This window comes from uncultured Pontibacter sp. (assembly GCF_947499215.1).
Lineage (GTDB): Bacteria > Bacteroidota > Bacteroidia > Cytophagales > Hymenobacteraceae > Pontibacter.
Map to the genome: position 1 here is coordinate 978,643 of NZ_CANMNI010000002.1, position 26,149 is coordinate 1,004,791.

25 protein-coding genes are annotated in these 26,149 nt (G+C 50.4%); 10 read left to right on the forward strand and 15 right to left on the reverse strand.

The genetic code is table 11. The features are described 5' to 3' along the window. Positions 1–29 precede the first annotated feature (29 nt). Positions 30–746, reverse strand: a complete 717-nt coding sequence (locus Q1A04_RS12445) for a tetratricopeptide repeat protein (protein ID WP_299706189.1) — start codon at positions 744–746, stop codon at positions 30–32. A gap of 118 nt (positions 747–864) precedes the next feature. Continuing rightward, the gene (gene pdhA, locus Q1A04_RS12450; protein WP_299706192.1) at positions 865–1,911 is read right to left on the reverse strand and encodes a pyruvate dehydrogenase (acetyl-transferring) E1 component subunit alpha; all 1,047 of its coding nucleotides are present in this window, start codon (positions 1,909–1,911) and stop codon (positions 865–867) included. A gap of 132 nt (positions 1,912–2,043) precedes the next feature. Between pdhA and Q1A04_RS12455 the strand changes: the two genes are divergently transcribed. The 5 genes from Q1A04_RS12455 (at position 2,044) to Q1A04_RS12475 (ending at position 6,444) form a co-directional block, all read left to right on the forward strand. After that, positions 2,044–3,150 carry a DNA replication/repair protein RecF gene (locus Q1A04_RS12455; protein ID WP_299706195.1) on the forward strand — a complete coding sequence of 369 codons (1,107 nt, stop codon included), beginning with the start codon at positions 2,044–2,046 and terminating at the stop codon, positions 3,148–3,150. Between the two features lie 40 nt (positions 3,151–3,190). Then, positions 3,191–3,916 carry a hypothetical protein gene (locus Q1A04_RS12460; RefSeq protein ID WP_299706198.1) on the forward strand — a complete coding sequence of 242 codons (726 nt, stop codon included), beginning with the start codon at positions 3,191–3,193 and terminating at the stop codon, positions 3,914–3,916. 87 nt (positions 3,917–4,003) lie between these two features. Then, positions 4,004–4,327, forward strand: a complete 324-nt coding sequence (locus Q1A04_RS12465) for a DUF721 domain-containing protein (RefSeq protein WP_191183615.1) — start codon at positions 4,004–4,006, stop codon at positions 4,325–4,327. Positions 4,328–4,422: 95 nt separating this feature from the next. Further along, positions 4,423–4,980: an acyl-CoA thioesterase gene (locus Q1A04_RS12470; protein WP_299706206.1), complete on the forward strand. Its 558-nt coding sequence runs from the start codon at positions 4,423–4,425 to the stop codon at positions 4,978–4,980. An 87-nt stretch (positions 4,981–5,067) separates the two neighbouring features. After that, positions 5,068–6,444: a M28 family metallopeptidase gene (locus Q1A04_RS12475; protein WP_299706209.1), complete on the forward strand. Its 1,377-nt coding sequence runs from the start codon at positions 5,068–5,070 to the stop codon at positions 6,442–6,444. Between the two features lie 79 nt (positions 6,445–6,523). Here the strand turns inward: Q1A04_RS12475 and Q1A04_RS12480 are convergent, their stop codons facing one another. Together Q1A04_RS12480 and Q1A04_RS12485 are read right to left on the reverse strand one after the other, a co-directional pair. Further along, complete coding sequence (locus tag Q1A04_RS12480) at positions 6,524–7,252, reverse strand: head GIN domain-containing protein (RefSeq protein WP_299706212.1); 729 nt, start codon at positions 7,250–7,252, stop codon at positions 6,524–6,526. 111 nt (positions 7,253–7,363) lie between these two features. Beyond that, complete coding sequence (locus Q1A04_RS12485; RefSeq protein ID WP_299706216.1) at positions 7,364–7,741, reverse strand: magnesium citrate secondary transporter; 378 nt, start codon at positions 7,739–7,741, stop codon at positions 7,364–7,366. A 51-nt stretch (positions 7,742–7,792) separates the two neighbouring features. On the opposite strand from Q1A04_RS12485, the gene Q1A04_RS12490 reads away from it, so the two are divergent. Beyond that, positions 7,793–7,954, forward strand: a complete 162-nt coding sequence (locus Q1A04_RS12490) for a hypothetical protein (RefSeq protein ID WP_299706219.1) — start codon at positions 7,793–7,795, stop codon at positions 7,952–7,954. Between the two features lie 72 nt (positions 7,955–8,026). On the opposite strand, the gene Q1A04_RS12495 is transcribed toward Q1A04_RS12490, so the two are convergent. Next, positions 8,027–9,391 carry a rhomboid family intramembrane serine protease gene (locus Q1A04_RS12495; RefSeq protein WP_299706222.1) on the reverse strand — a complete coding sequence of 455 codons (1,365 nt, stop codon included), beginning with the start codon at positions 9,389–9,391 and terminating at the stop codon, positions 8,027–8,029. A 69-nt stretch (positions 9,392–9,460) separates the two neighbouring features. Next, on the reverse strand, positions 9,461–9,643 hold the full coding sequence (locus Q1A04_RS12500; RefSeq protein WP_299706225.1) for a hypothetical protein: 183 nt from the start codon (positions 9,641–9,643) through the stop codon (positions 9,461–9,463). 177 nt (positions 9,644–9,820) lie between these two features. Between Q1A04_RS12500 and Q1A04_RS12505 the strand changes: the two genes are divergently transcribed. The 3 genes from Q1A04_RS12505 to Q1A04_RS12515 are packed head-to-tail and all read left to right on the forward strand — an operon-like array spanning position 9,821 to position 13,564. Continuing rightward, on the forward strand, positions 9,821–10,636 hold the full coding sequence (locus Q1A04_RS12505) for an N-formylglutamate amidohydrolase (protein WP_299706228.1): 816 nt from the start codon (positions 9,821–9,823) through the stop codon (positions 10,634–10,636). Next, positions 10,615–12,489 (forward strand): tyrosine/phenylalanine carboxypeptidase domain-containing protein, encoded by a 1,875-nt coding sequence (locus Q1A04_RS12510; RefSeq protein WP_299706231.1) that lies wholly within the window; start codon positions 10,615–10,617, stop codon positions 12,487–12,489. The genes Q1A04_RS12505 and Q1A04_RS12510 overlap by 22 nt, the downstream gene beginning before the upstream one ends. Positions 12,490–12,514: 25 nt before the next feature. Beyond that, positions 12,515–13,564 (forward strand): glutathione synthetase, encoded by a 1,050-nt coding sequence (locus Q1A04_RS12515; protein ID WP_299706234.1) that lies wholly within the window; start codon positions 12,515–12,517, stop codon positions 13,562–13,564. Between the two features lie 617 nt (positions 13,565–14,181). Here the strand turns inward: Q1A04_RS12515 and Q1A04_RS12520 are convergent. From Q1A04_RS12520 to Q1A04_RS12530, 3 genes are all read right to left on the reverse strand, one after another. Continuing rightward, positions 14,182–14,634, reverse strand: a complete 453-nt coding sequence (locus Q1A04_RS12520; RefSeq protein ID WP_299706237.1) for a hypothetical protein — start codon at positions 14,632–14,634, stop codon at positions 14,182–14,184. A 27-nt stretch (positions 14,635–14,661) separates the two neighbouring features. Beyond that, entirely contained in the window at positions 14,662–15,588 is a 927-nt protein-coding gene (locus Q1A04_RS12525) for a hypothetical protein (protein WP_299706240.1), read from the reverse strand. A gap of 141 nt (positions 15,589–15,729) precedes the next feature. After that, positions 15,730–16,563 carry an energy transducer TonB gene (locus tag Q1A04_RS12530; RefSeq protein ID WP_299706243.1) on the reverse strand — a complete coding sequence of 278 codons (834 nt, stop codon included), beginning with the start codon at positions 16,561–16,563 and terminating at the stop codon, positions 15,730–15,732. A 140-nt stretch (positions 16,564–16,703) separates the two neighbouring features. Here Q1A04_RS12530 and Q1A04_RS12535 point away from each other — a divergent pair, with 140 nt between their 5' ends. Further along, complete coding sequence (locus Q1A04_RS12535; RefSeq protein ID WP_299706246.1) at positions 16,704–18,554, forward strand: ABC transporter ATP-binding protein; 1,851 nt, start codon at positions 16,704–16,706, stop codon at positions 18,552–18,554. Between the two features lie 207 nt (positions 18,555–18,761). Here Q1A04_RS12535 and Q1A04_RS12540 read toward each other — a convergent pair whose 3' ends face one another. The 6 genes from Q1A04_RS12540 to rnr all read right to left on the reverse strand — a co-directional run bounded on the left by Q1A04_RS12540 (position 18,762) and on the right by rnr (position 26,012). Further along, entirely contained in the window at positions 18,762–20,540 is a 1,779-nt protein-coding gene (locus Q1A04_RS12540; protein WP_299706249.1) for an SLC13 family permease, read from the reverse strand. Positions 20,541–20,730: 190 nt separating this feature from the next. Further along, positions 20,731–21,168, reverse strand: coding sequence for a hypothetical protein (locus Q1A04_RS12545; protein WP_299706251.1), 438 nt, complete (start codon positions 21,166–21,168; stop codon positions 20,731–20,733). A 112-nt stretch (positions 21,169–21,280) separates the two neighbouring features. Further along, positions 21,281–21,721 (reverse strand): fasciclin domain-containing protein, encoded by a 441-nt coding sequence (locus Q1A04_RS12550; RefSeq protein ID WP_299706253.1) that lies wholly within the window; start codon positions 21,719–21,721, stop codon positions 21,281–21,283. A 138-nt stretch (positions 21,722–21,859) separates the two neighbouring features. Beyond that, positions 21,860–22,486, reverse strand: a complete 627-nt coding sequence (locus Q1A04_RS12555; protein WP_299706256.1) for a rhomboid family intramembrane serine protease — start codon at positions 22,484–22,486, stop codon at positions 21,860–21,862. A gap of 258 nt (positions 22,487–22,744) precedes the next feature. Further along, the gene (locus Q1A04_RS12560) at positions 22,745–23,719 is read right to left on the reverse strand and encodes a polyprenyl synthetase family protein (protein ID WP_299706259.1); all 975 of its coding nucleotides are present in this window, start codon (positions 23,717–23,719) and stop codon (positions 22,745–22,747) included. Between the two features lie 7 nt (positions 23,720–23,726). Beyond that, entirely contained in the window at positions 23,727–26,012 is a 2,286-nt protein-coding gene (gene rnr / locus Q1A04_RS12565) for a ribonuclease R (RefSeq protein WP_299706261.1), read from the reverse strand. Between the last annotated feature and the right edge of the window lie 137 nt (positions 26,013–26,149).

Consider the following 26,149-nt stretch of genomic DNA (forward strand, 5'->3'; position numbering starts at 1 on the left):
TTAATGACTAGGCATTCGCCTAAAAATTCTTAGTTAGCTGTACCTGCAAGAGCCTCTGCACGAGCCTTATACTTCTTGGCTTCCGTTACTTCAGCTGCTGTTACAAAGTCTTTGATGATCTTATCGTACGTGTTGGCAGCTGCTTGGAAGTCGTTAGCGGCTTCGTAAGCTACACCGGCCTTCATCAGGTATTGTGGCGAGAAGTATTGGTTGCTATTGTGGGTAGCGGCTTTGTTATACATATCGGCCGCTTCTTTATACTTACCCTGCTCAGAAAGTGCATCTCCTGTTAGGCTGTAAGCACGCGCCTGCATCAGGAAGTCCTCAGACTCGAATTCCTCCAAGTGAGACTGCGCCTCCGCAAAGCTACCCTGCTTTAGCAAAGCGACGCCAGCATAGAAGTTTGCCAAGTTACCGGCATCCGTTCCGCTATACTCGTCAGCAATTTTCAACAGACCGTCATACTGTCCGTCACCGTTCAAGGCTTTGTTCAGCGAGTCAGCCTCAAAGTAATACACCGCTTGGAACATTGCCTCTTGTGCCTCTTGGCTCTGGGTAGTGCGGTGGTTGTAGTATAGGAAACCTGCAACGATGATAGCGGCAATGGCGGCAAACACACCGAGTAGCTTGGTTTTGTTTTTCTTCACGAAATCCTCAGAACCTGTTGTCAGGCGCTCTGCCAACGCATCCGGATTCTCTACCAGCTCCTCAAACTCGCTGTGCTTCTTTACTGTCTCTTTTGCCATTAGTTTAATTGAAATAAGAACTCAAAAATAGAAATTAAAAGCGATTCGTTCCAAATCTCATTAAGATCAGAACATCAAATTTATGTTTTTTAATTCCTAATCCTTAATTATTTAAAATTTAGTCCATTATGTATGGATAGTCCGGCTCCACGTAAATGTCAGTGTACAGCTCAGACGGATCCGGATATGGAGACTCCTCGGCAAATTTCACGGCCTCGGCCACGATCTGCTTCTGTTTCTCGTCGATCTCGTCCAGTTCTTCTTCCGTCGCCCAACCGTTTTTCAAGATAGTCGCTTTTACAGATTCTATCGAGTCGCGGCCTTTATAGTCTTCCAGTTCTTCTTTTGTTCTATACTTGGCAGGGTCAGACATAGAGTGGCCTTTGTAGCGGTAAGTCTTGAACTCGAGCAAAGTAGGTCCCTCGCCGGCACGGGCACGCTCAGCGGCTTTCGCTACGGCGTTGTGCACGTTCTCTACGCTCATCGCCTCTACTGGCTCCGATGGCATTTCGTAAGCATGGCCCAGCTTGTAAAGGTCGTTCACGTTAGAGGTACGCGTTACAGAGGTACCCATCGCGTAACCGTTGTTCTCGATAACGAAGATCACAGGCAGTTTCCAAGTCATGGCCATGTTCAGGGCCTCGTGGAATGCACCCTGACGCACCGCACCGTCACCCATGTAGCAGATGCACAGTTTGCCTGTCTTGTTATACTTCTCAGCGAAGGCCAAACCAGCACCCAGTGGAATCTGTCCGCCTACGATACCGTGTCCGCCTACGAAGTTTACTTCTTTGTCGAACATGTGCATCGAGCCGCCTTTGCCTTTAGAGCAACCGGTAGACTTGGCGAACATTTCGGCCATTACTGCGCCCGGCGATGTGCCAAGGGCCAATGGATGCGCGTGGTCGCGGTAAGCGGTGATCCACTTATCGCCTTTCTCGAGGGCTGTTACAGCACCTGCCACACAGGCTTCTTGGCCGATGTAAAGGTGGCAAAAGCCTTTAATTTTCTGCTGGCCATAGAGCTGGCCCGTTTTTTCTTCGAAGCGGCGGATGAGTTTCATCGACTCGTACCACCACATGTAAGTCTCTTTTGAAAATGTTGGTTCAGCCTGTACCTTTGCTTTCTGCGACTTCGCTTTTGCCTTTTCTTTCGTATCAGCCATGGGTATTTGTGTATCGTTATTGTTGTCCGTACAGCTTTTTTAGCGAGATTCGGCCCGCAATGGACGGCAAATCAGCTTACTGACGGATTTTAGCATGCGAAATTAAGGAAAAAGTAATCAAAGAAGAAACTAATGCTCCTCGAAAATCTAAGTCTGCTGTTTTTCAAGAACTACGACGAAGCTAACATTAGTTTCTCGCCGCACATCAATTGCTTTATCGGCGACAATGGCAGCGGCAAAACCAACCTCCTCGACGCCATCCACTATCTCTCCATGACGCGCAGCGCCTTCAACAGCTCCGACGCCCTCAACATCAAACAGGGCGAAGAGTATTTTATGGTGAAAGGGCGCTTTAAGATTGATAGTGAGAAGCACACCGTGACCTGCAGCCTGAAACAGGGCCAAAAGAAGACGGTGGTCCACAACAAAGTGGCGTATGAGAAAATGAGCGACCACATCGGCCGTTTCCCGGTCGTGCTGATCTCGCCTTACGACACAGATTTGATCCGGGAAGGCAGCGAGGAGCGCCGCAAGTACTTCGACAGCCTGATTTCGCAGCTCAACCATACCTATCTGGAGCAGCTGATCCAGTACAATTACATACTCAAGCAGCGCAACTCGCTGCTCAAGCAGTTTGCCGAGCGCCGCTACTTCGACCGCGACTACCTGCACATCCTCAACGAGCAGCTCGTGCCGCTGGGTGAGCAGCTGGCGCAAGAGCGTATGGCTTTTTTGGAGAGTTTTGAGCCGGTGTTCCAAAAACATTACCGCCACATATCGGACAGCAGCGAAACCGTGACACTCACCTACAAAAGCCAGCTGCCCGGCGCCAACTTTGCCCATCTGCTGGAACAGGCCGAGCAGAAGGACCGCGCCCTGCAGCGCACCACCGTCGGCACGCACAAAGATGACTTCGTGTTTCTGATGGACGGCAACCCCGTGAAGAACTTCGGCTCACAAGGCCAGCAGAAGAGCTACGTGATCGCCCTGAAGCTAGCGCACTTCGAGGTCATGGACGAGCGCCAGCACCACAAGCCCCTCCTCCTCCTCGACGACATCTTCGACCGCCTCGACGAGAAGCGCATCACTAAGCTCATGCAAATGGTCGCCGCCCATACCTTCGGCCAGATCTTCTTGACGGATACCCACTTGGAGCGGACGGATAAGATTCTGGAGAACCTATCGGAGCAGATTCGTAGATTTGAAGTGAAGGAAGGGGCGGTTGGTCTAATTGCTTAATTTTTAAATTGTTACTCTATTTATAGAGATAAATTGGTCTATGAAAAGCAAACATGAAATAGAGGAACACTTTTTCAACAAGCTAAAAGAACTATATCCTGAAATTCCTGAAGGTAAAGTAAGCAGACCTGAGCCTCCTGATTTCATTATTGAAACTGATGCAGAATCCATTGCTGTAGAAATCACTCAGATTCATAATGAAAAAGGGCTTAATGACAAGTTCCCTCCAGCTCAAAAGCACGCCACTGAAGATTTGATTTTAGAAAATGCTCGGAATTTGTTCTCAACGCGAGTTGGCCTATCGTTACACATAAGCATTGCTTTTACTAATAATTTGATTCTTGATGAGAAACAAAGACATGGGCTTTCTGACCATATTTGCGAAATAGTAGAGCGTGAAGTTTACGGAAGAAATCTTGACGAATATTTTTCATTTCATTTACGACAAAACCTACCTAAAGAGCTCATACGTGTAAGTGGCTATTACTCTCCAAATGTTGTCGCCGATTGTTGGTTCTCAGCAAAGGGAAAACTTGTACCTAATCTTACAAAAAGAGAAATTCTTAATGTCATCAGGACAAAGGAGCGAAAAATGAAAAGGTATCTCAATAAAGTAGATAAGGCTATACTTGTGATTGCAGAGGGAATTATCCCTAATTCGTGGTATGATGGTATTGAATCATTTGAGCAAAATGAATTTGTGAGTCAATTCCATAAGGTATTCATTATTCGTTATCTATCTGACCAGCTGATTGAGCTTAAATAAAATATAGCTTTTGCCTAAGTCATTATGGAGTACCTACTTCAAATTCACTAATTTGCACTCCATTTCACTCATACAAAACCACCCCCCGTGCGCTACTACAAAAAGAAAGAGGAGATTGCGAAGCGAAAGGCTGACGTGCAGACCATCGGTGACAGCATCAAAGGGTTGCTGAAGGCTTATCGGCTGCAGGGCAAGCTTAATGAGGTGGATCTGGTGCAGCGCTGGGAGCAGATCATGGGCAAACCCATTGCCATGAAAACCAAGGAGCTATACTTCCGGGATCAGAAGCTGTTTGTGCGCCTCACCTCTGCCCCGCTCAAGCACGAGCTCAATATGTCGAAGAGTAAGGTGGTGGAGCTACTCAACAAAGCCATGGGCGATGAGGTAGTGAAGGAAGTGGTGTTTTTGTAACCGCTATACCTGTCTTGTTTCAGGCGCTATATATCCGATGTAAGGTATAGCCCCGTATACCTGCCTGAACACTTCCTGAACACTTAAAACTCAACATGGCTATACCCGCATTCCGACCCGTTTCCTACTCCCGCACCACCCTCACCGAGCTCATGATCCCGAGCTATGCCAACTTCGGAGGCAAGATACACGGGGGCATCCTGCTCTCGCTCATGGACAAAGTGGCCTATGCCTGCTCCGCCAAACATGCCGGAAACTACTGCGTGACGGTGACGGTGGATGGCGTGCATTTCCTGCAACCGGTGGAGGTGGGCGAACTGATATCCCTCATGGCATCGGTGAACTACGTGGGCAATACTTCGCTGATGGTAGGCATAAAAGTGATCGCTGAGAATGTGAAAACAGGTATCGTGAAGCATACCAATACCTCCTACTTTACCATGGTGGCCAAAGGCGACGATGACAAACCTACTCAGGTACCCGGTCTTATTTTAGAAGATCGCGCTGATGCCCGCCGCTTTCTGGAGGCTCTAAAGCGCCGCGAACTGGCACAGCGCTACCAATCAGAATTCAATGAGGCCAAGAATGTGCTTACTGTGGAACAAGAGCTGCACAGGCTGGAAGGCGAGCGCTGTAAACTGGCCTTCCTGTAGACCGGTTTTTCATTCCTGCCGATTGCTGCTTATATTTAGAATCTCATTCTAACCTATTAAGCACCTAATTTACCTCACCTAACACAAATGACTTACAAGACAAAACTCACCCGACTGCTAGCGCTTTGCATGCTGGCAGGGCTATACCTTACCCAAACAGTTGCCGCACAAGCACCCACTACCCATGACGAAGAGATTCAGAAAATGGTCAGCGAAGTATCTGCGGAGAACCTGCGGGCACTAGTCGACAAGATGGTTTCCTTTGAGACCCGCCATTCTTTAAGTTCTACTACCGACAAGAAAAGAGGTATAGGTGCTGCCCGTGAGTGGGTGAAAGCCGAGTTCGAGAAATATGCCAAAGCATCCAACGGCCGCATGACTGTGGAGATGGACCGCTATACTGTAAAAGGCGATGCCCGCCGCATTCCGCAGGACGTGGAGATGGCCAATGTGGTCGCCACACTCAAAGGCACCGACCCGACCGACGACCGTGTCATCATCGTGAGCGGCCACCTAGACTCTCGTGCCACTGATGTAATGGACGCTAAAAGCAAGGCTCCCGGCGCCAACGATGACGCCTCGGGCGTAGCGATCGTGATGGAAATGGCGCGTGTGATGGCTTCACGTCAGTTTCCGGCTACACTTGTGTTCGTTGCTTTCCAAGGTGAAGAACAAGGACTGTACGGCTCCCGCCACATGGCTGAGCGCGTGAAAAAAGAAGGCTGGAACCTCGTGGCGGTGCTCAACAACGACATCGTGGGCAACTCCTACTCTGCCGAAATGGGCATTCATGACAATACCCGCGTGCGCGTGTTCAGCGAGGCAACGCCATCTAACGAAACTGAAGAACAGGCCCGCCTGCGCCGTACATTAGGCTCTGAAAACGACGGCCCGAGCCGCAACCTAGCCCGCTACATGAAAATGACCGGCGAGCAATACGTAGACCAGCTTGAAGTCGTGTTGAGCTATCGTCCCGATCGTTTCCTGCGTGGGGGCGACCAAACACCGTTCAACCAGCAGGGCTTCGCGGCGGTGCGCATGAGCGAGATGAACGAGGACTTTGACCACCAGCACCAAGACGTGCGAAAAGAAAACGGCAAGCAGTACGGTGACTTGGTTGAATTTATGGACTTCGAGTACCTGCGCAAGAACACCGCCGTGAACTTGGCTACGATGGCAAACCTAGGTATGGCACCGCATGCTCCCGAAAAAGTGGGCGTCATCACCTCTGGCCTAACTAACAAAACCGACCTGAAGTGGGAAGCCCCAACCAAGGGCAAGAAACCGGCTGGTTACTACATCCTCATGCGCGAAACCAGCAGCCAGACTTGGGATAAGAAGTTCTTCGTGAAAGAGACCAACGTAACACTGCCTTATTCCAAAGACAACTACTTCTTTGCCGTACAGGCTACCGATGCGCAAGGCCATACCAGCCTGCCGGTGCTGCCAGTGCCGGTGCGTTAGCAGAGGTTCCATGTGAAAAACAACAGAAAAGGGCAGCCCATAAAGCTGCCCTTTTCTGATTTATATGCGATGTATTCTCTTACATTTTGGATATCTTGGCCGCTGCTGATACATTTGACGATATAGATGGGTCGCCTTTGTAAGCTACTTTGGTAGCACCTGAAGCATTCACGGTCAGTTCATTTCTCGCGAATACCTTCACATTGCTGGCACCACTCGCCTCCACATGCACACGCTTGGACTCCAATTCCGAGGCATCTACTTTAGAGGCCCCTGACATATCCATGCGCACTTCGTCAGCAACACCAGAGAGCTCCACCTTACTGGCGCCGCTCATGTCGGCTTTCAGCTTTTTCGTGTCGATAGCAAGCTGCACCTTCGAGCCTCCGCTCATATCCAAGTCAAAGCTGTTTGCCTTAAAGGTGGAGTTACCCACCACTTTCACGCCGCCGCTGATGCTCACGCTGTTCAACTCTCTGATGGTGATATAGGCTTTCATGCCTTTGGTAGAGGAAATATTGTCAGAGGTATAGATGTGGAGCACGCCGTTCTTCACTTCCGTTTGGATGCTGTTGAGCAGGTTCTCTTGCGCCTCGATGCGCACGCCTTCATTGTTGCCTTGCGTGAGTTCCACCGCAAAACCTCCACTTACGTTGATACCTTTAAAGCCAGACGCATTTCTGTTCTGAGATACAAGTTCTCCTTCGCCTTTAATGTGTTGGCGCTGCGCAAGCGCTGGTAGGTTTGCCAGCATCAGGGCCAGTACTAAAACAGAAAGAATGCCTTTGTAGAATTTGATGGTGCTCATAGTTTTATCTTGATGATGTGGATAGATATGGCTTTCCGGAGAGCCTTTGACCTAATAGATGCCAAAATTCCAGAATGGTTGCTTGGGACCTGAAAAAAATCTCAGGTATTATTAAGATCTGGCAGGTGTGTTTGAAACACAGAGAGGCCTATTGACAGTAAAGTGAAAAAGAACGGCCCCTACAGCATAAGCCACCACATCGAGCCAGTCGGCGGTGTGTTTTTGGGAAAACGGAGGGAGTATCAGCTCAAAGAAAACACTGAAGGCCGCTACAGCGCCTGAAATCCAAGCAAGGGGAAGTACGAAGTCATCTTTCCGGAAGTAGATGCGCTCGGCTGCCAATATGATGGTGAGCACGATAGGCATGGCCAATAGATCGTCGAGGTAGCTGAAGAGCAGCGGGAAAAAAACGCCGGTCTGCTCCAATGCCTGATTCACGAGGAACAGAACTACACTGACCAAAAAGACCGGATGCCGCAGGGTACGCATAGGTTTTGCTATACCGCCACCAGCCCCACCATGAGCATAATAAAGCCCAATATGGCCAGAAAGATTTCCGTTGGGGTTAACTTCGGTATCTTCCATTTTTTCTTTTCACGCTTCGGCAAATACTGTCCGCAATTGGGACAGCGGTTCTTATGGGGCACTTCCTTCCCGCAGTGCGGGCAGGTGATCATCGGCATTCCGGTAGCGTCTTGGTAAGGCACGTAGGTAAGTTTTGATTAAGTGATTATATAACTACCTCAAATTGGTTGATCGGGTTATGATAGCGGTTTATTCTGGTATTTCGTTTACAGTAGCACTCTCCTCGAGCTCCTTGCCTTCCCGCAGCGCCTGCAGTTCTTGCACATACGTGCCAATGGCCCACAGCACCTGTTGCTGCTTTGGATGCATCCAAGGCTGGTTGCTCTTTATGTCGTCGCGCATCATCCGGTAGGAGGTTTTGCGCAATTGGGTGTAGTTTAGCAGTATCTCTACCTCTTTGGCCTCCTTTTCACCTAGGTCCGGCAGTTCTTGCAATGCGATCAGCTCTTTAATGCTTTCATCCCAAAGGCCTATACCTTGTTCCAGCCCACTCATATACTGATTTCCGTTGGCAAGGCTAGCTGTTTTCTCCATGTCCTGCATCACACCCATGGCCACTTCCTCACGCTCGCCAAAACGTTCCACGGCAGTCAGGTATTTGGCTTTGGCGGTCGGGATCTGTAGGTATAGCCCTACAAAAGCCCCCAGCATCAAAGCGACCGTCACGACGCTGCCGCGCAGACCGTAGCCGGGTATGAAATACCTGCCAGAGCGCAGCATCAGCACGCCACCGTACACAACGCCCAGCACCAAACCGCCGGTATGGGCCGCATTGTCGATGCCACTCTGCAAGCCGAACAGCAAATTGAAGGCGATAACGCCCAATAGGTTCAGTACGATGCCTTTCTTCTCCTGCCAGCTCATTTGCCGCTCCAAAAGCATCAGCGTCATAAACATGCCGAACATGCCAAAAATAGCACCCGAGGCTCCGGCGCTGATCCGGAACTGGTCCCACCACAGGCTGCCCAAGCTGCCGGCCAGACCTGCCAGCACATAAGCTATGATGAACTGCTTGCGGCCTACTAAAGGCTCCAATGCACCGCCTATGCTGGCCAGCGCATACATGTTCACCAGCAAGTGGATGATGCCGATGTGTAAGAACATGGACGTAAACAGTCGCCACCACTCCCCGGTCAAGGTATAAGGCCCGAAGTTGGCGCCCACAGCCACCAGATCCTGTCCTTCGGGAGACAGCATGTGCATGCCTGCCAGCACTAGTACCACAAAAATGAGGATGTTGATAATAATGAGAATAGGCGTGACAAAGTAGTGCCGCTGTGGCACAAAAAGTGTCCAGAAAGTTTTAAGCTTATCGGTAAGGGAAGTAGGAGCAGGCAAGTTTGTCTCCGGGTTCATGTGCTTTTCCTGCAGTTCAAAGGCTTGCAGGGTCTCTTGCTTTATTTGTTCCAGATTCGGAACGGGGATATTTCTTCTCTCAATTTCGGCAATGACGGCCAATATGGCCGCGGGCTCGTATTCTGTGTGTTCTTCAAGTATCTGTAGCAGTTCTTCGTCGTTTTTGCCCGAAGCCACCACTGCGTAATCATTTTTCATCTACGTACCTTAATCTTTGTAAAGATAAGGTACAGTCTTCATATTACAAGATACAGAAGGCTCTTCTAATCAGCGGGTATAGGCCACTGCCGCCCCGCCTACCAGTGCCGCTACTACCAATCCAATTGCATACCAAAAGCCTAGGGACAGCACTTCAGGCAGGTATAAACCGCCTTCCCGAAGGTATTGCATAAGCACAGCTAGCAGGAAGATGGCAATCACCATAATCGAATTTCTGTAAAACTGACGCATAGGCATCTGAGATTGATATTAGAACAATAAATATATAGCTATACTTTGTAATATACTGTTTTGTTATAGTGTTTTAAATGTATGTAATTCAGACCAATCTTCAAACTATCTTGTGTTAAGCTTTTTACAAAATAACCTTAGGTATACATATCGGGTAAAAATCCCTAAAAAGTATTTATGCCTGACACAAAACAGCTCCAACCCTATTATACCATCATTTCCGGCCAAAGCCCCCTAATCGCCACCGCCATACACGACGGCCACACCGTGCGTGACAACATCAGCAGCCTTTTTTCGCTCACTTCAGAGGAGCGGATGCGCGAAGAAGACCCTTTCACGGCGGGCTGGGTAAGTATAACCGATAACCAGATCATTGGTTTAAACTCCCGCTTTGAAATGGACCTGAATCGCCCGCGGGAGAAAGCCATCTACCGCAAACCCGAGGACGCATGGGGCCTCACCGTCTGGAAAGACGAACTGCCCGAGGAGCTGGCACAGGAATCATTGGCCTGCTACGACCAGTTTTATGCCGCCGTGAAAAAGATGCTGCAAGGTATAGTCGACCGCCATGGCTGCATTGTGGTGTATGACCTGCATACCTACAACCACCGACGCGACGGCGCCGACGGACCAGAGGCCGACCCGCAGGAAAACCCCGAGGTAAACCTCGGCACCGGAAACATGAACCGTGCCCTCTGGGCGCCGGTGGTTGATGCCTTTACCCAAAACCTGCAGCAATACGACTACCAAGGCCGCCACCTCGATGTGCGCGAGAACGTGAAATTCCAAGGCGGCCATTTCATGCGCTGGATTCACGATACTTTTCCCGACCGCGCCTGTGTCATCTCAATCGAGTTTAAGAAGTTCTTTATGGACGAGTGGACAGGCAAACCTGACGAAGCCCAGCTGCGGGAAATCAAAAAAGCGCTGCAAAGCACGATAGAGCCTGTATTGGCAGCGCGCGAACAGGTATGCAAAACCCTCTCGCCATGACCGACACCATTTCTGACATTTTCATAAAAGGCATCGTCCGGAGTCTGAAGCGTGGCCGGCAGGTACGCCGACGGCTGCCCGATGGGGGCTTGCTGCACATTGACAGGCCGCTGCCCTTTCTGGTGCTCTACCGCCACCCGGCTGGCCAGCCCGACCATGCCACCGCCGACTTCGTGAAAGCCGAGGCGGCTTACATCATCGCCCGCGAAGAGCAGACACCCGAACTGCGCCGACTGATAAGCGAGATAGTCAAAGCCATGGCCGACGAGTTTGGCGCTTTTATGGTGCTCGAGCTATTTGCGGCTCCTGATATAAGCGCAGCTAACAGCCCGACTTTTCGGGTATTGGGGCCGGAACAGGCGCTGCCCGCCACCATTCGCACGCTCAAAGATGAGCTGGCTAAGATAAAGATCAGCAACCTGCCCGTTTCGGTGGCTACGGCCTCTAACCAAGCCTTACTGGAAGGACCCAACAGTCTGATGAGCGAAGAAGAACTTAAACAGCACAGTGCGCTCATGCTCGGGCTTGAGTTGAAGCCCATCTACCGCCAAGCCAGTTCCGGACAGGTATACCCTTTGCTGCAACGCACGCTCCGCACCCATGTGTCGAGCGCCATCAAAAAGGCCGTGTTCGACTTTGTGCGCGTGCAGACCTCGCATCAGCCGCAGCACTTTCAGGCGCTGGGCAGGCAGGCCGTGGTGCCCGCCGTCTGGCGCATCGACAAGCAACTTACCGCCATTAGCGATCAGTTCAGGTTTCTGTTGCTTATCACGCCTATCAACGCAGATGATGCTTGGGAGGAGTTTCGTAAAAAGAAGTTCAAGCACGCGCCCAACTTTCACTACCGCCTGATGCCCGTGGACGCAGACATGCTCAAGCGAAAACTCTACAACATACCCATCGAGAAGGTGGAGGACCCGACGCTGGCTTTCCTGTTCCGGGACAAGCGCCACGAGCTCGACAAAACCCTGAGCATGCTCGCCGACCGCAACACGCCCCATTTTCTGTACAGCAGCCTGCAGCTGTTTGGCGGTGTGGATGAGCATTTGCTGAAAGTGGCCGAAGGTATACTGGCCGCTATACCCGAGCCTACGCGCGACGAAAACGTGCCGCTTATACCTGTAGATGAATTTGCCGCATTGGCCGAGCAGGAAATCGCTTTTCTGAAAAGCCAGTACCCGAAACTCGACTCGGGCGTGGACATCCGCAAAGACATTGTGGGACTGATCGTTTCCAAGGGCAGACTCAACATCGGAACCGACGCCAAAATACCGCGTCACCGTGCTGAAGCGCTGATACAGCACGAAGTGGGCACGCACATCCTCACCTACTTCAACGGCAAAGCCCAGCCGCTGCAGCAGCTTTATGTGGGTGTGCCGGGCTACGAGGAGCTGCAGGAAGGACTCGCTGTGCTGAGTGAGTACCTCGTGGGGGGACTAGACCAAGACCGGCTCCGCATATTGGCCGCCCGCGTGGTGGCGGTGCATCACCTTACCAAAGGCTGCAGTTTTACCGACAACTTCTGCCGCCTTAAGGAAGAGTATAGTTTCAATGACGACACGGCCTTTAACGTGGCCATGCGCGTGCACCGGGGCGGCGGACTCACCAAAGACGCCGTATACCTGCGTGGGCTCGTGCACCTGTTGCATTACCTCAAGGAAGGACATGAACTGGAACCGCTCCTCATTGGCAAAATACGGCAGGAATACATTCCGATAGTACAAGAGCTCATCTACCGCCAAGTACTGCGGCCAGTACCCATCCGGCCGCGCTACCTTACCGACCCGGCCGTGCAACCCAAATTGGAAAAACTAAAAGCAGGGATATCAGTATTTAACTTACTGGAAAATTAATCCCAACAAATACTTATATATAGACATGACAATAGGATTCGTAGTAAACGATGTAAATACAGAACAACCCGGCCACACCACTATTTTTATAGCACAGCGAATGCACAATGCAGGGCATACGGTGGTGTTGATGGGCGTAGGTGACCTTGCCTACTATCCCGACGGCTACATGGGCGCCAATGCCGCCATCGCCGATATGAAGCATAAGTATAAATCGCCGGCCACATACCTAGAAGCCATACAAGGCTCGAAGGCAAAGCGCACCCGCATCACGGCACCCGAACTGGATGTGCTCATGCTCCGCAATGACCCTTCTTCAGAAGGTGAAGGCCGCGGCTGGGCCCAGAACGCGGGCATTATTTTCGGTCAATTGGCTTTGCGCCACGGCGTGATCGTGCTCAACGACCCGACTTCACTCTCCGATGCGGTGAACAAGATGTATTTCCAGCACTTTCCGGAGGCGGTGCGCCCCCGTACGCTCATAACCCGCGATAAGGATGAGATTAAGGATTTCTTCAACGAGCAGAAAAACAACATTATCCTGAAGCCACTGCAGGGCTCAGGCGGCTCGGGTGTGTTCATGGTGAAGAAGAACGACGCGACCAACCTCAACCAGATCGTGGAGGCCATCAGTCGCGACGGCTACGTGATTGCACAGGAGTACCTGCCACAGGCCACTGAAGGCGACATACGCCTCTTCGTTGTGAATGGCGAGGCGTTGCAGTACAAAGGGAAATACTGCGCGCTACACCGCGTAAACAGCAAAGACGATATCCGCAGCAACATACACGCCGGTGGCTCCGCCGTGGCCGCCAAAATCACCCAAACCGCATTAGATTTGGTAGAACTGGTACGTCCGAAACTGATACAAGACGGCATGTTTATGGTAGGCCTCGACATTGTAGGCGACAAGTTGATGGAGATCAACGTGTTTAGCCCGGGCGGCATGCCGACTGCCAGCAACTTGGAGGGTGTGGACTTCTCCATACCTCTCATTGAAGCGCTCGAGCGCAAGGTGCATTACAAAAACACCTACGGCACCCAGATTGATAACAAAACGGTGGCGATGATCTAGTCTCTAGAGAAGAAACAAATTTAGAAGCGCAGGGCAAGCGGGGAAGCTGTGAAAAAGCAGCGGACCGCTTGCCTTCGTTGCTTTAAAGAGAAAGCAGCAAATTAAGGAGGTTAAGCATCCACTTCCGTGCGACTCGAAACAAGGTATAGAGAAAGGAAGAAAGCCGGCTATTTTTAGGTTACTAAACGAGCCTACCCATACTTATTTTGTCAGGAAATAAAAATTATTCGCCTGACAGTCAGGTATATACAAAAAATGCAAAAAAATTTGTTCGCTTTCCTTTCTTTTAGGAAAACAAAATCATAGTTTTGCACCCGATTTGAGAGAGACACATAAACGGAAAGCTAATATGTAAAGGCATTTTCATTTATGCAAATCTCACCCAGATTTTCTTGAAAGTTATTGGCTGCGTCCAGCACCGTAATAAAAAAATGATATACGATCTGCCTCGGCAGGTATAAAGATAAGGTTAGTTAAAGTTTAGATTAGTTTGTTTTAAGGTGAGAGAAGGCCCCAGTCATTTTGACGGGGCTTTTCTCATTTTAAGACTTTCCTAGGTCGCACATTCTGTGATACTATCCAATAAAATTTTAGTCTCCGTTTTTTCAGAAAACTGATCAAGCATAGAGCACATAAGCCACGGCCACGGTCATAGGTATAGCCGCCAACAATAGCTTAAGAATTAATCCCGGAGAAGGAGTCCCTTTCCCCCATGGCAGTTCTGATTTGAAAACAAAGCGCAGACTCGTCATTAAGGTGACCATGGCCAGCAGACCCGCCACCAAATGGACAATGGCTATAGCGTTGTCGAATGCCGTGTCCTGTGCCATGCTGTGCTCGGCCGTGCGCAGGTTCCAGTAAATCAGCACCAGTAGAGAAGGTAGAGATATCAGCGCGCCAATCCGCATAGTGAAAAGCGTAAGCCACGACGAGAAGGCAAATAGTGGCACGGCTGCCGCCAATCCCATGTTTCTGTAAAACAGGGCATCGTCGCCTGTCAGGTCTGTGTAGAGCAGGATTAGGAGTGCGTGGGCAAAGCCCGTCAGGAAAAGCAGCAGATAGCGCGTCATACGCTACTATACTGCAGAAGCCGGGTTTCAGATTTCCTCGAGCGTGTAATAGGTATAGCTACTGCGCAGGAGCGGCAGCTTTTCGGGCAAATTGGTATTGTAGATCAGCACTTGACTGGCTTGGCCGCTTGCGTTGTAGATATACTCTTCCTGTATGTAAGGATTGCTGCTCCGAAGAATTGTGCGTTTGGATAGTTGTCCGGTTTCGTTGTAGGTAAAGTTTATCTTATGGGTTGCTCCATACACCTCTCTGATGCGAATCTCTTTTAAACGCCTAGCTACATCGTAGTCAAACGCCATGTGCTTCTGCAGCAATCCATCTCTGTGCAGTTCCCGCTCCACCACAAAGCCTTCCTGTTGACGGTGTGTCCAGCCAGCCCCTTTTTCTTTAAGCGTGCGCAAGGTATACGGGTGAATGTAATTGTTATAAATCACCGCTGCACTTTCATGCATCTCTTCTTTCGCTGTTATCTCTCCCCCCGGACTGAACCGGAGCGACAGCAGTGGATGGAAGGTACCGCTTACGGCGTCGTACATCTCTATGTCTTGGGACTTAGGAAGCAAACCTGTATCTAGGTTCTTCTTGTACTTGATGCCTATACCTGATAAGCTGCTTAGGGTTGTAGTGGTTACCCTGTCCGTGATAATTTTAGTATGCACATCCGAGATTTCCTTCTTCTCCTGAACCAAAATGGCATCAGCACCATAGGCTCTGGCTTTTGCCTGCAGGCTTTTAATCAATGTAATGTATGCACCTCCACGGGTTTCAAGGGCGGCAACTTTTACATACTCCTCTTTGGGCAACTCGCCTGCGAAGAATAACTCAACTTCGTTAGCATGTGGTTGAATAGGAATAGAAGTCAGGCGCTCATCTACTTCGGGGTATAAGTCTGAGGCACAGCCACCCAGCATGCCTGTAATCAACGCCAGCGCAAAAAGTAATGGGTTTTTCATAGGATTCGCTTTACCAGTTCATAGTGAAACCCCATTCAAACACCGTGCTGTATTTTAGCCAGAGTAGACTTGCACTTAAAAAATATAACGAAAATCTATATTGTGCTGGCTTGGCTACCGTATGGCTGACACTCTAAACTCTTAATGAATTGCGAACCGGATCGGCAAGGTATAGCGCACTGGCACAGGTTCACCCTCTAATAGGCCGGGCTTCCAAGTGGGCATTCCTTTTACGACACGCAACGCCTCGGCATCTGCATCAGCATGAAACCCTTTTATCACTTCCGGATTGCCGATATTGCCCTCTTTGTCTACCACAAAAACGACGAACACCACGCCTTGCGCTTTTGCCTTGCGGGTTGTTTTCGGATAGCGCACATAGGTCGCCAGCCATTGCAGCATGCGCTTCTCACCGCCCGGAAACTCCGGCATCACCTGCATCGGGAAAAAGGTAAGCTCTTTGCCGGCTTCGTCGTATACCTTGCCACTTAGCATCTTGCCATCGGCATATACCTCTTGCCTGCGCAAAACCCCAGTTTCGTGGTAAGCCTTGAGCGTGTCTATGGGCATACCGTTACGATACTTTCGTGTTTGCTGCAACTTACCGCTCTCGTACCAAACGGTATATTTGCCCGACAGTTCGTTGTTAAGATAGTTAGCCTCTGTCACTAGCTGTCCGTTTTCGTACCACTCCAGACTGGGGCCGTGCTGTACACCATACCCGTACTTGCCTCCATCGATGCTACTATAAGTGGTCAGGCTTAGCTTCTTATTGGTTCCTATCTGGAACTTGGTGCGGGTACCTCCCCCGAGCGAGTCTTTTTTCGACACGATAAAGTAAGCTGCTTGGTCCGGGCTCACTTCTTTGCCATTTTCGCTTATGTATTTTGTGCTGATTTCCGGATACTGGGCCTGTGCATTATGTCCTGTAAGCAGCAAGGCAACAACCCATAGGAAAGAGTAAATGTGTTTCATCGCCTAAAAATAAAGATAAGTTTGAAAATAGCACCTGTGTGCAGACTTAAATCCTACAGCTTTTGTTATGGTATTGCACCGAGACGAAAACATAAGCCCATTATTTCGGTATAGGTATAGGTTTCAGGTATAGATTAACGATGAACAGACCAATCAAAGGAGCCCGGGGGGCGAATCAGGCAGACGACAAAAAGAGCTTCCGCGAGCAGGTGGGCGCCCTGAAAAACCTGCCCAAGTTCTTCCGCCTTATCTGGGAAACGAGCAAGCGCATGACCATCGGCAACCTCCTGCTGCGCCTCATCAAGTCCGCTATACCTTTAGCCATGCTCTATGTGGGCAAACTGATCATTGATGAGGTGATCGGGCTGATAGCCGAAACCGGCGAGCGCGACCTGAGCTTTCTGTGGATACTGGTGGCTATGGAGTTAGGGCTGGCCATCGTATCGGACCTGATCAACCGGGGTATCACGCTACTGGACAGTTTACTGGGCGACCTGTTCTCAAACAGAACCTCCGTGCAACTCATAGAGCACGCCGCGAAACTGGACTTGGCGCAGTTCGAGGACGCCACTTTCTACGACAAATTGGAGCGGGCCCGGCGGCAGACCATCACGCGGGTAGTGCTCATGTCGCAGGTGCTCTCGCAGCTGCAGGATATGGTGACGATTGCTTTTCTGGCGGTTGGTCTGATCGCCTTCAACCCGTGGCTCATCCTCATCTTGCTGGTGGCAGTCATCCCTTCTTTTCTAGGCGAGACGCACTTCAACGAGCGCACTTACTCCCTCTCCCGCTCTTGGACGCCCGAGCGCCGCGAACTTGACTACCTGCGCTACATCGGGGCCTCCGACGAAACAGCCAAAGAAATCAAGACCTTTAATCTTTCGGGCTTCTTGGCCAGCCGCTTCAAGCAGCTCTCGGACCGCTACTATGCCCTCAACAAAAACCTGATCGTGCGGCGGGCGGTATGGGGCAGCGCCCTGTCTTCGCTGGGGACACTGGCTTATTATGGGGCTTACATTTTCATCCTGTTTCAGACCGTAGCAGGAGCTATTACGGTGGGTACGCTAACTTTCTTGGCGGGCTCGTTCAGCAATATGCGGGGTTTGTTGCAAGGCATCATGACCCGCTTTTCGCAAATTGCCGAGAGTGCGCTATACCTGCAGGACCTGTTCGATTTTCTAGAGTTGAAGCCGCAGATTACCCCTCCTACCAATCCGCTTCAAATACCGCGTCCAATACAAGAGGGCTTTACGTTTGAGGATGTCGGCTTCAAGTACCATAACAGCGAGAACTGGGCGGTGCGGCACCTCTCCTTCCACTTGCGGGCCGGCGAGAAGCTGGCGCTGGTTGGTAAGAACGGTGCCGGCAAAACAACCTTGGTTAAGTTACTGGCCCGACTCTACGAACCCACCGAAGGCCGCATTTTGCTCGACGGCGTAGACCTGCGTGAGTACGACCTCAATGACCTGCGCCATCAAGTCGGCATTATCTTTCAGGATTACGTGCGTTTCCAGATGTCGGCCTCCGACAACATTGCTATTGGACAGATTAGTAACATCACCGACCGAGACCGCATACAGGGCTCGGCGCAGAAAAGTTTGGCCGACCCCGTGATTCAAAGGCTGCCAGACGGGTATGAGCAAGTGCTGGGCAAGCGCTTTAACAAAGGTGTTGAGCTATCGGGTGGGGAATGGCAGAAGGTGGCGCTGGCCCGCGCCTACATGCGCGACGCGCAGTTGCTTATCCTCGACGAGCCTACCTCCGCATTGGACGCCCGCGCCGAGCATGAGGTGTTTCTGCGTTTCTCAGAGCTCATTGCCGGCAAAACCGCTGTGCTCATCTCCCACCGCTTCTCGACGGTGCGCATGGCCGACCGCATTCTGTTTCTGGAACAGGGTCAGCTCAAAGAGCTTGGCTCCCATGAAGAACTCTTGGCCCAAAATGGCAAGTATGCTGAGCTATTCACCCTACAAGCGAAGGGGTATTTGTAAAATTACAGGCTGTGTTTCACGTTCTTGAGCAGAAGTTTCTTATTTCATGGAATCCTCATCCTCTGCCATAAAATGCCAGATCAGCACCACGCTTACCAGACTCAGTATCGCCAGAAAGATCAGAAACAGGTCTTCTCCCATAGGTTTGATGCGGTATGAACTACATGTATACGTTATACCTCTCCTTTCTGTCCCACGTGGAACAGTTTAGAAGGGAAAGAAAAAAGGTATAATGAGCGAGGCCACTAGCCAAAACAGTATGTTGAGTGGCGTGCCCACACGCAGGTAGTCCACAAATTTGTAGTTACCCGGGCCATAGATCATGGTATTAGTCTGGTAGCCCATAGGCGTCATAAAGCTGAGCGAAGCCGCAAAGGTCACTGCCACCAGAAAGGGTCGCACGCTTACGCCCATTTCTTTGGCCGCCACAATGGCGATGGGCGCCAACAGGGCCGCTGTCGCATTGTTCGACATAAAATTGGTGGACATGAACGTGATAAAGAAGAAAGCCGACAAGAGCGCATGCGGCCCGTAACTGCCTATTGACTCTACCAGATAGCTGGACAGCAGACCGGCCGCACCGGTCTTTTCGAGAGCCGTACCCATCGACAGCACGCCTGCCAGCATAAAGATCACTTTCCATTCAATGGCCTTGTAGAGCTCGTCCAGCCGGATGGATTTAGTTAGCACCAACAGCACCACCCCTACCAAGGCGCTCAACACGATGTGCGCTATACCTAGGGCAGCCGTCATCACAACACCTGTACCGATCGCCAATACCGGAATAATCTTGCTGAAGTCGTACTGGCTGCGTTCGGTTTCGGAAATCAGGAGGATGTCTTCGTTATTGCGCAGGTTAAGCGCCTGATCTTTATCAGCGGATATAAGGAGCACGTCGCCAGCCGAAAGTCGGGTATGGGTTAGCTTCTCGTGCAGAATCTCGTCGCGGTGCCGGATGGCCACCACCGTAGCACCGTGGTTGTGCGCCCGAAAGTCGAGTTCTTTCAGAGACTTGTCTACCATGTAGGAACTCGGAGTAACAATAGCCTCATAAAGCTTGGTGTTTGTACTGTTTAGGTCTTCCTCATTGAGTTTCCGCTCCGATTTTAGTTTAATGCCCTTCTCCTCCTTCATCTTTTTGAGCTTCTCCACATCGCAGCGCACCTTTAGCACGTCGTTAGCCCGCAGCATGGTATAAGGCGTTGCATTGAGTCTGTACTTGTCGCGGGTCACCTGCAGTACGTCTATATCGAGGTTCTGCACCAGACTGGAGCTACTCAGCGGCATACCTACCGAGGGTGAGTCGGGTAGCAGTATAATCTCGGTCAGGTAGTCACCCATGTTGAAGTCATCGGTCAGGTCGTCGGCCACCTTGCGACTCGGCAACAGAAACCTACCCACGAAAAGCATATATAACACCCCGACAATTAGAAACCAGATTCCGGCTGAAGTAAGCTCGAACATACCGATAGGCGGCTCTCCCTGCGCTTCAGCGATACCGCTGACGAGAATGTTGGTAGAAGTACCGATGAGCGTACAGACGCCGCCTAAGAGCGCTCCGAAAGAGAGTGGCATAAGCAGCTTGGCGGGGCTGATGCGCGTATCGCGGGCTACCTGAATAACCACAGGCATGAGTAGTGCTACCACCGCTGTGTCGTTGATGAAAGCGGATAGCAGGCCTGCCACCAGCATCACAGCCAGCAGACAGAGCAGGTAGTTTTTTCGCCCCACACGTGTCAGTAAATAGCCAACGCTACTCAGTGCCCCCGATTTAAAAATGGCTGTGCTGATTACGAACATGCAGGCAACCGTGATTGTGGCGGGATTGCTGAAGCCGGCAAGCCCCTCTGCCGGGGTGAGTATGCCGAGCATCATGAAAAGAGACATGACCAGAATAGCCGTCGTGTCGATAGAGAGCTTCTCGCTTACGAAAAGCACTATAGCTACCGCTATCACAGACAGAACAACGCCAATCTCGAAGGTCATGCAACAAAAGTTAAGAACAGAACCGGCCTCGTATGCTGCCGGGCAGAGGGTATAGCGCAATTTCACCCTGCAAGGGTGGGCTAATTGGTAGCTATAACTACATTTATACCTAAACGGTTACAAAAGATAAGGAGAAGAAGACAGGAAAAAAATAGAAGCCTCAAAAAGACGTGTGTCCCGGTATACGGTGCTAGGCGCTAGGCTGATCAAGCCACTTGTCGGCAGCCTCAAAAGTATCAAACGTTTGTATCTGCATATTGCTGCGCAAAACTATTTCGCCTACCTGCAAACTGGCTATTTTATCATCGGGCATGACATTAACCACACGGCTTACATGCGCATCTTGGGCCATTTGCATAAACTCTTCATGTAATCCGTTGAGTTCTTGCGGGTGTGTAATCATCGTTCGCATGTCAACAAGCACCGTAAAGCCCGGACTTACCAAACTCAGGGCCTTTTCCCAGTCATGCAGCAAGTCAGGTACGCTTTCTTTGTTCTTCCAAAAACCGAGCACGTTAAAGTATAATCTGTTTTTGGTTTTACTATAGGAGATCTCATAACACTTGTTGCGAGCAATGTGCTTTAGGTTATTAGCCTCGGAAGCGATATTTGGGATGTTTTCCTGCATTTGGGGACCTCGTATAGCATACGCAACCTGTTGCAAAACGCTTTATACCTATCTAAGTTTAAATGTGCGATTTCTATGCAATACAATTCCTAAGTCAATGCAAAGTCTTTATCTAAGGCTGTAAAAAGCCTTCTATTTCCTGTACGATACCATTGCGAAATTCCTTGTCGCCCGCTTGTAATTTCACCCCATTCAGCAGGGTACTGCCTTTTCTGCGGCATACGTACAGTGTCTCCCCCCCATAGGTTGGCACCTTGGCTCCTTCCTTAAAATCAGTGGCTTTATACTTTCCTTTGATGATATGCATGGCCAACACCGAACGAATTTTCTCGGCGGACTGCCCTTTGAGAACCTGCAAACTTGCTTCTGGTGGCGCAAGCAAGGTATAATCGGTGCTTCCGGATAGGGCAGGAGCGAGTCCGGCTGTTGTAAGAAGTTCGGCTAGCACTGGCCGCTCGTTTATCACGTGTTGCATTAGCGTGATTCGCTGAGAACCGGTTTCATCTTGGGCTCTAGCAGACTCAGCGGATAGGAAAAATGCTACTAGTAGCAATAATCCAAGGTATATATAGTACAGTTTTGATTTCATCATTATACATGCTTACTTATAGCATATATACGGATTTACACCTCTTGCGTCTTATTTCGGATGAGGTAATAAATCAAATAAAGTACAATTATACCTGATTCCCTAGAATGGTAAACGCCAGTTAGCGATCTGTTCGATGAATAACGGTCCCGCCTTTGGCACCAGCGCCAAACTGATCACCATACCATACACAGCACCATAAAAGTGGGCATCGTGGTTGATATTGTCGCCCATGCGTTTGCCTTGGAAGTAAGAGTACATCAGATATAAGATACCTAAGATAAAACCGGGAATACACAGAATAGCATAGAGGCAGATGTCCTGTGTTGGGTAGAACAGGATACTAGAAAACACCACCGAAGCCACCCCGCCAGAAGCCCCTAGAGCACGATAGGCCGGATCATTACGGTGCTTTAGGTAAGTAGGTATATCCGATACGATAATACCGCCCAAATAAATCAGCATGTAGATAAGTATACCTGTCACATCCCCGAAAATAGCCCCAAACGTCATCTCAACGGCATTTCCAAAGAAGAATAGCGTGAACATATTGAAGAACAGGTGAGTATAGTCGGCATGCAGGAAACCTGAGGTCAGGAAACGGTGCCAAGAGTTGTCACGCGCTAGTGAATACGGATGGAAAATCCAGTTTTGCATTAGCTCATGGTTCTTCCAAGCATACCATGATATGCCTACTGTAATGATAATCAGGATGACAGTAACGCTCATTTTATTTTTGAATGAGTGATTTAGTGAATTAATGGTGAATGATGAATCCGATTCATTAATTCACCCTAGAATTATGTTGAAACCAGTGTCTTAACTTATGAAGAGCGAATAGTTTCGGGACTCATCAAAGGCTTTCAGGCACAATGCTATAATGGCCAATGCTATACCTGCAAATATACTACTCCATATCTGAGAATATTTACCTGAGAATTTAATCCCTGCGAATCAACAATTTAACAATACAGCAATTTAGCAATTCTACGAATCCCTCTCCATCAGTTGCAGTGCCAGCCCATGGATGGTTGCTTTGCGCTCCACAGGTACTTGCACGGCGTCCAAGTGGTGCAAAGCCCGCTGGAAATAGAAATCGATTTGCTGTTCGGTTTGCTTGCGGATGTTGAGCTGGTCGTAAACGGCTGTGATGGCCTGTACCTTTTCTTCGGCTGTTTCGGCATCGGTGATGTTGCGCCAGTCGAGAATAGTTTGCAGTTGTTCGTTGTTGGCTTGCTCCAAAGCCGTCAACATCAGGAACGTCTTTTTATCAGACAGGATATCGCCGCCTACCTGTTTGCCGAATTTGTCTTTATCGCCATACACGTCAAGCAGATCGTCGCGGAGCTGGAAGGCGATGCCTACGTTGTCGCCAAAAGCTTTCAGGTGCTCGGCGTCGCTATCAGGGGCTCCCTGCAGGATGGCGCCTAGTTCCAGACTGAAGCCTAATAGCACTGCCGTTTTCAAGGTGATCATCTGGATATACTCCTCAATGCTCACCTGTTCGCGGCGCTCGAAATTCATGTCGAGTTGCTGGCCCTCGCATACCTCGGCAGCCGTTTTGCTGAACAGCGTGAGTACCTTGCCTAGCTTGTCGGGCGCTATACCTAACATCATTTCGTAAGCACGCACCAGCATTACGTCGCCGCTTAGAATGGCGGTGTTGGCGTTCCACTTTTCGTGCACGGTTTGCTGCCCGCGGCGCAGGGGGGCCTTGTCCATGATGTCGTCGTGCATGAGCGTGAAGTTGTGGAAAACCTCCACTGCCGCAGCGGGCAATAGCGCGTTTTCCACATCATCAGCATACATTTTTGCAGCCAGAAGCACCAGTAAGGGCCTTATCCGCTTTCCGCCCAAGGCCATGATGTAGCGAATGGGCTCGTAAAGTTCCGCCGGCTGATCGCCGTAGCGGAGGGTATTCAAGGTTTGGTTAATCTGGGTTGAAAGCTGCGTAATATCCACAGGGGTGTTAGTGTGTTTTAAGGGTTTCTACCAGTTCCATGTCGATGGTGCGCTCGGCCATGTTGGCGCCCACAATCTCGACCATCACCTCATCTCCAAAAGAGATAATGCGCTTCGACTGACGACCAATAATGCGGTAGTTGTTGGCGTCCAGTTCGTAATAGTCGTCGTTCAGACTCGACAGGCGCACCATACCTTCGCACTTGTTCTCTTCAATCTCCACAAATATACCCCATTCTGTCACACCAGACACAATTCCTTTGTATTGGTTGCCGATGGTGTCCTTCATGAATTCCACTTGCTTGTACTTAATGGAAGCACGCTCGGCATCGGCGGCACGTTTCTCCATTTCGGAAGAATGACGGCAGCGCTCTTCGTAGGCTTCTTTGTCCTCCGACTGACCACCGTCTAGGTAATGCTGCAACAGGCGGTGCGCCATCATATCGGGGTAACGGCGAATCGGTGACGTGAAGTGCGAGTAGTGGTCGAAAGCCAGACCAAAGTGGCCCTCGGGCTCGGTGCTATACTTGGCCTTTGCCATGGTGCGGATCGCCAGATTCTGCAGCACGCTCTGCTCCGGCTTGCCTTCTATTTCGTGCGTCAGGTTGTTCAGTTCTTCCGAAATGTCGCCATCCGGGTCTACTTTGTAACCGAACTTGCGAGCAAAGATCGAGAACGTACTCAGCTTGTCTGGATCCGGGGAACCATGCGTACGGTATACCATGGTGGGGCGCTTCTTGCCTTTGCCCTTGTTGTAGACAAACTCGGCTACCTTGCGGTTAGCCAACAGCATGAATTCCTCAATCAGCTTGTGGGCGTCTTTGCGCTCTTTTACATATATAGAGAGCGGTTTGCCGTTCTCGTCTAACCTAAATTTCACTTCAGTTGTCTCAAAACTGATAGCGCCGTTCTTGAAGCGCTTCTCCTGCAGCTTTTTGGCGATGTTGTTCAGGATATTGATCTCCTCGGCAAAATCACCCTCACCTGTCTCAATGCGCTCCTGTGCGTCTTCGTAGGCGAAGCGGCGGTCAGAGTAAGTCACGGTGCGGCCATACCACGTATCGTAGAGCTTACCATTGTCATCAAGCTCAAACACCACCGAGAAAGTGAATTTCTCTTCGTTCGGGCGAAGCGAACAAAGGCCGTTTGAGAGGCGCTCCGGCAACATTGGGATGGTTCTATCCACAAGGTATACCGATGTGGCTCTGTGGAAAGCTTCCTTTTCGAGCAAGCTGCGCGGGTGCACGTAATGGGTCACGTCGGCAATATGCACGCCGATTTCCCAGTTACCGTTCTCGAGTTTCTGTATCGACAGGGCGTCATCAAAGTCCTTGGCGTCGGCAGGGTCGATGGTGAAAGTAGTCACGTCACGCATGTCGCGGCGCTTGGCAATCTCACCCGCAGGTATCTTGTCCGATATCTGATTAGCTTCCTCTTCCACTTCCTCTGGGAATTCGAACGGCAGCCCGAACTCGGCCATGATGGAGTGAATTTCAGCTTCGTGCTCACCGGCCGGACCAAATACGCGGATTACTTCGCCTGTTGGGTTCTTGCCGGGCTCTTTTGGCCACTCCACAATCTTCACCAGCACCTTGTCACCAGACTCGGCTCCGTTTAGACCACGCTCTCCCACGAACACGTCGAAATAAAGTTTCTTGAAGTCAGGTACTACAAAGCCGAAGTTTTTCGACAACTGCATAATGCCCACCAGTTCGGTGCGGGAGCGCTCTAACACTTCCACCACGATGCCTTCGGAACGGCCGCCCTGCATAGTTGGCAGCACTTCCACTTTTACTTTATCGCCATCCATGGCGTACTTCAGGTGTTCGCGGAACACGCGCACGTCGTCTTCAGTCTCCTCAGACACAATGTAGGCGTACTTACTATTGGCAAGGTCCACGCGGCCCGTGATGATGTTGACGCGCAGGTTGAGCTGGTACTTATCGCCGTCTATCAGCAGCAATTTGTTTTCGCGCACGAGGTTGTTGACAATAACTTGTAGCTCATCGCGGCCTTTCTTATCCACCACACCCAATCGGCGGTTCATCTGGCGCTGCGTGAATACGGTGTCTGGGCTGCTGGAGAACATCTCTAGCACGATGCCTTTAGCGGATCTGTCTCTTCCGCCTTTGCGGCCTAAACCTGATGAATCGCGTCTGGATGAGTCTCTGCGGGACGATGAGCCCCCTCTTGGTGATGAATCTCTTTTGGAAGAGTCTCCTCTGCGGGAGCCTCCTTTTTCGCTGCGGCCTTCGTTATCCTTGCCGCCTTTGCTTGGTCTTTTACTTCTCATGTATCTTGCTATGTATCGCTGGCCTGGTACGATTTGCACCGCAGCCATTACAATCTTTAATCCAAATAGTTTAGCTACTATACGCCTACAGCGTATGCTTGGGTTAAAGAGCGCACTAATTTCAGGTGAATTTATAT

Bases quoted from the DNA above. Each gene is read 5' to 3' on its own strand.
- Q1A04_RS12525 (WP_299706240.1), bottom strand. From the start codon at position 15,588: ATGAAAAACCCATTACTTTTTGCGCTGGCGTTGATTACAGGCATGCTG.
- Q1A04_RS12540 (WP_299706249.1), bottom strand. From the start codon at position 20,540: ATGACCTTCGAGATTGGCGTTGTTCTGTCTGTGATAGCGGTAGCTATA.
- Q1A04_RS12510 (WP_299706231.1), top strand. From the start codon at position 10,615: ATGCAAAACCCTCTCGCCATGACCGACACCATTTCTGACATTTTCATA.
- Q1A04_RS12490 (WP_299706219.1), top strand. From the start codon at position 7,793: ATGGCCAGAAAGATTTCCGTTGGGGTTAACTTCGGTATCTTCCATTTT.
- Q1A04_RS12515 (WP_299706234.1), top strand. From the start codon at position 12,515: ATGACAATAGGATTCGTAGTAAACGATGTAAATACAGAACAACCCGGC.
- Q1A04_RS12545 (WP_299706251.1), bottom strand. From the start codon at position 21,168: ATGCAGGAAAACATCCCAAATATCGCTTCCGAGGCTAATAACCTAAAG.
- Q1A04_RS12475 (WP_299706209.1), top strand. From the start codon at position 5,068: ATGACTTACAAGACAAAACTCACCCGACTGCTAGCGCTTTGCATGCTG.
- Q1A04_RS12480 (WP_299706212.1), bottom strand. From the start codon at position 7,252: ATGAGCACCATCAAATTCTACAAAGGCATTCTTTCTGTTTTAGTACTG.
- Q1A04_RS12505 (WP_299706228.1), top strand. From the start codon at position 9,821: ATGCCTGACACAAAACAGCTCCAACCCTATTATACCATCATTTCCGGC.
- Q1A04_RS12470 (WP_299706206.1), top strand. From the start codon at position 4,423: ATGGCTATACCCGCATTCCGACCCGTTTCCTACTCCCGCACCACCCTC.
- Q1A04_RS12460 (WP_299706198.1), top strand. From the start codon at position 3,191: ATGAAAAGCAAACATGAAATAGAGGAACACTTTTTCAACAAGCTAAAA.
- Q1A04_RS12520 (WP_299706237.1), bottom strand. From the start codon at position 14,634: ATGACGCGCTATCTGCTGCTTTTCCTGACGGGCTTTGCCCACGCACTC.
- Q1A04_RS12445 (WP_299706189.1), bottom strand. From the start codon at position 746: ATGGCAAAAGAGACAGTAAAGAAGCACAGCGAGTTTGAGGAGCTGGTA.
- Q1A04_RS12485 (WP_299706216.1), bottom strand. From the start codon at position 7,741: ATGCGTACCCTGCGGCATCCGGTCTTTTTGGTCAGTGTAGTTCTGTTC.
- rnr (WP_299706261.1), bottom strand. From the start codon at position 26,012: ATGAGAAGTAAAAGACCAAGCAAAGGCGGCAAGGATAACGAAGGCCGC.
- Q1A04_RS12500 (WP_299706225.1), bottom strand. From the start codon at position 9,643: ATGCGTCAGTTTTACAGAAATTCGATTATGGTGATTGCCATCTTCCTG.
- Q1A04_RS12535 (WP_299706246.1), top strand. From the start codon at position 16,704: ATGAACAGACCAATCAAAGGAGCCCGGGGGGCGAATCAGGCAGACGAC.
- Q1A04_RS12555 (WP_299706256.1), bottom strand. From the start codon at position 22,486: ATGAGCGTTACTGTCATCCTGATTATCATTACAGTAGGCATATCATGG.
- Q1A04_RS12455 (WP_299706195.1), top strand. From the start codon at position 2,044: ATGCTCCTCGAAAATCTAAGTCTGCTGTTTTTCAAGAACTACGACGAA.
- pdhA (WP_299706192.1), bottom strand. From the start codon at position 1,911: ATGGCTGATACGAAAGAAAAGGCAAAAGCGAAGTCGCAGAAAGCAAAG.
- Q1A04_RS12530 (WP_299706243.1), bottom strand. From the start codon at position 16,563: ATGAAACACATTTACTCTTTCCTATGGGTTGTTGCCTTGCTGCTTACA.
- Q1A04_RS12495 (WP_299706222.1), bottom strand. From the start codon at position 9,391: ATGAAAAATGATTACGCAGTGGTGGCTTCGGGCAAAAACGACGAAGAA.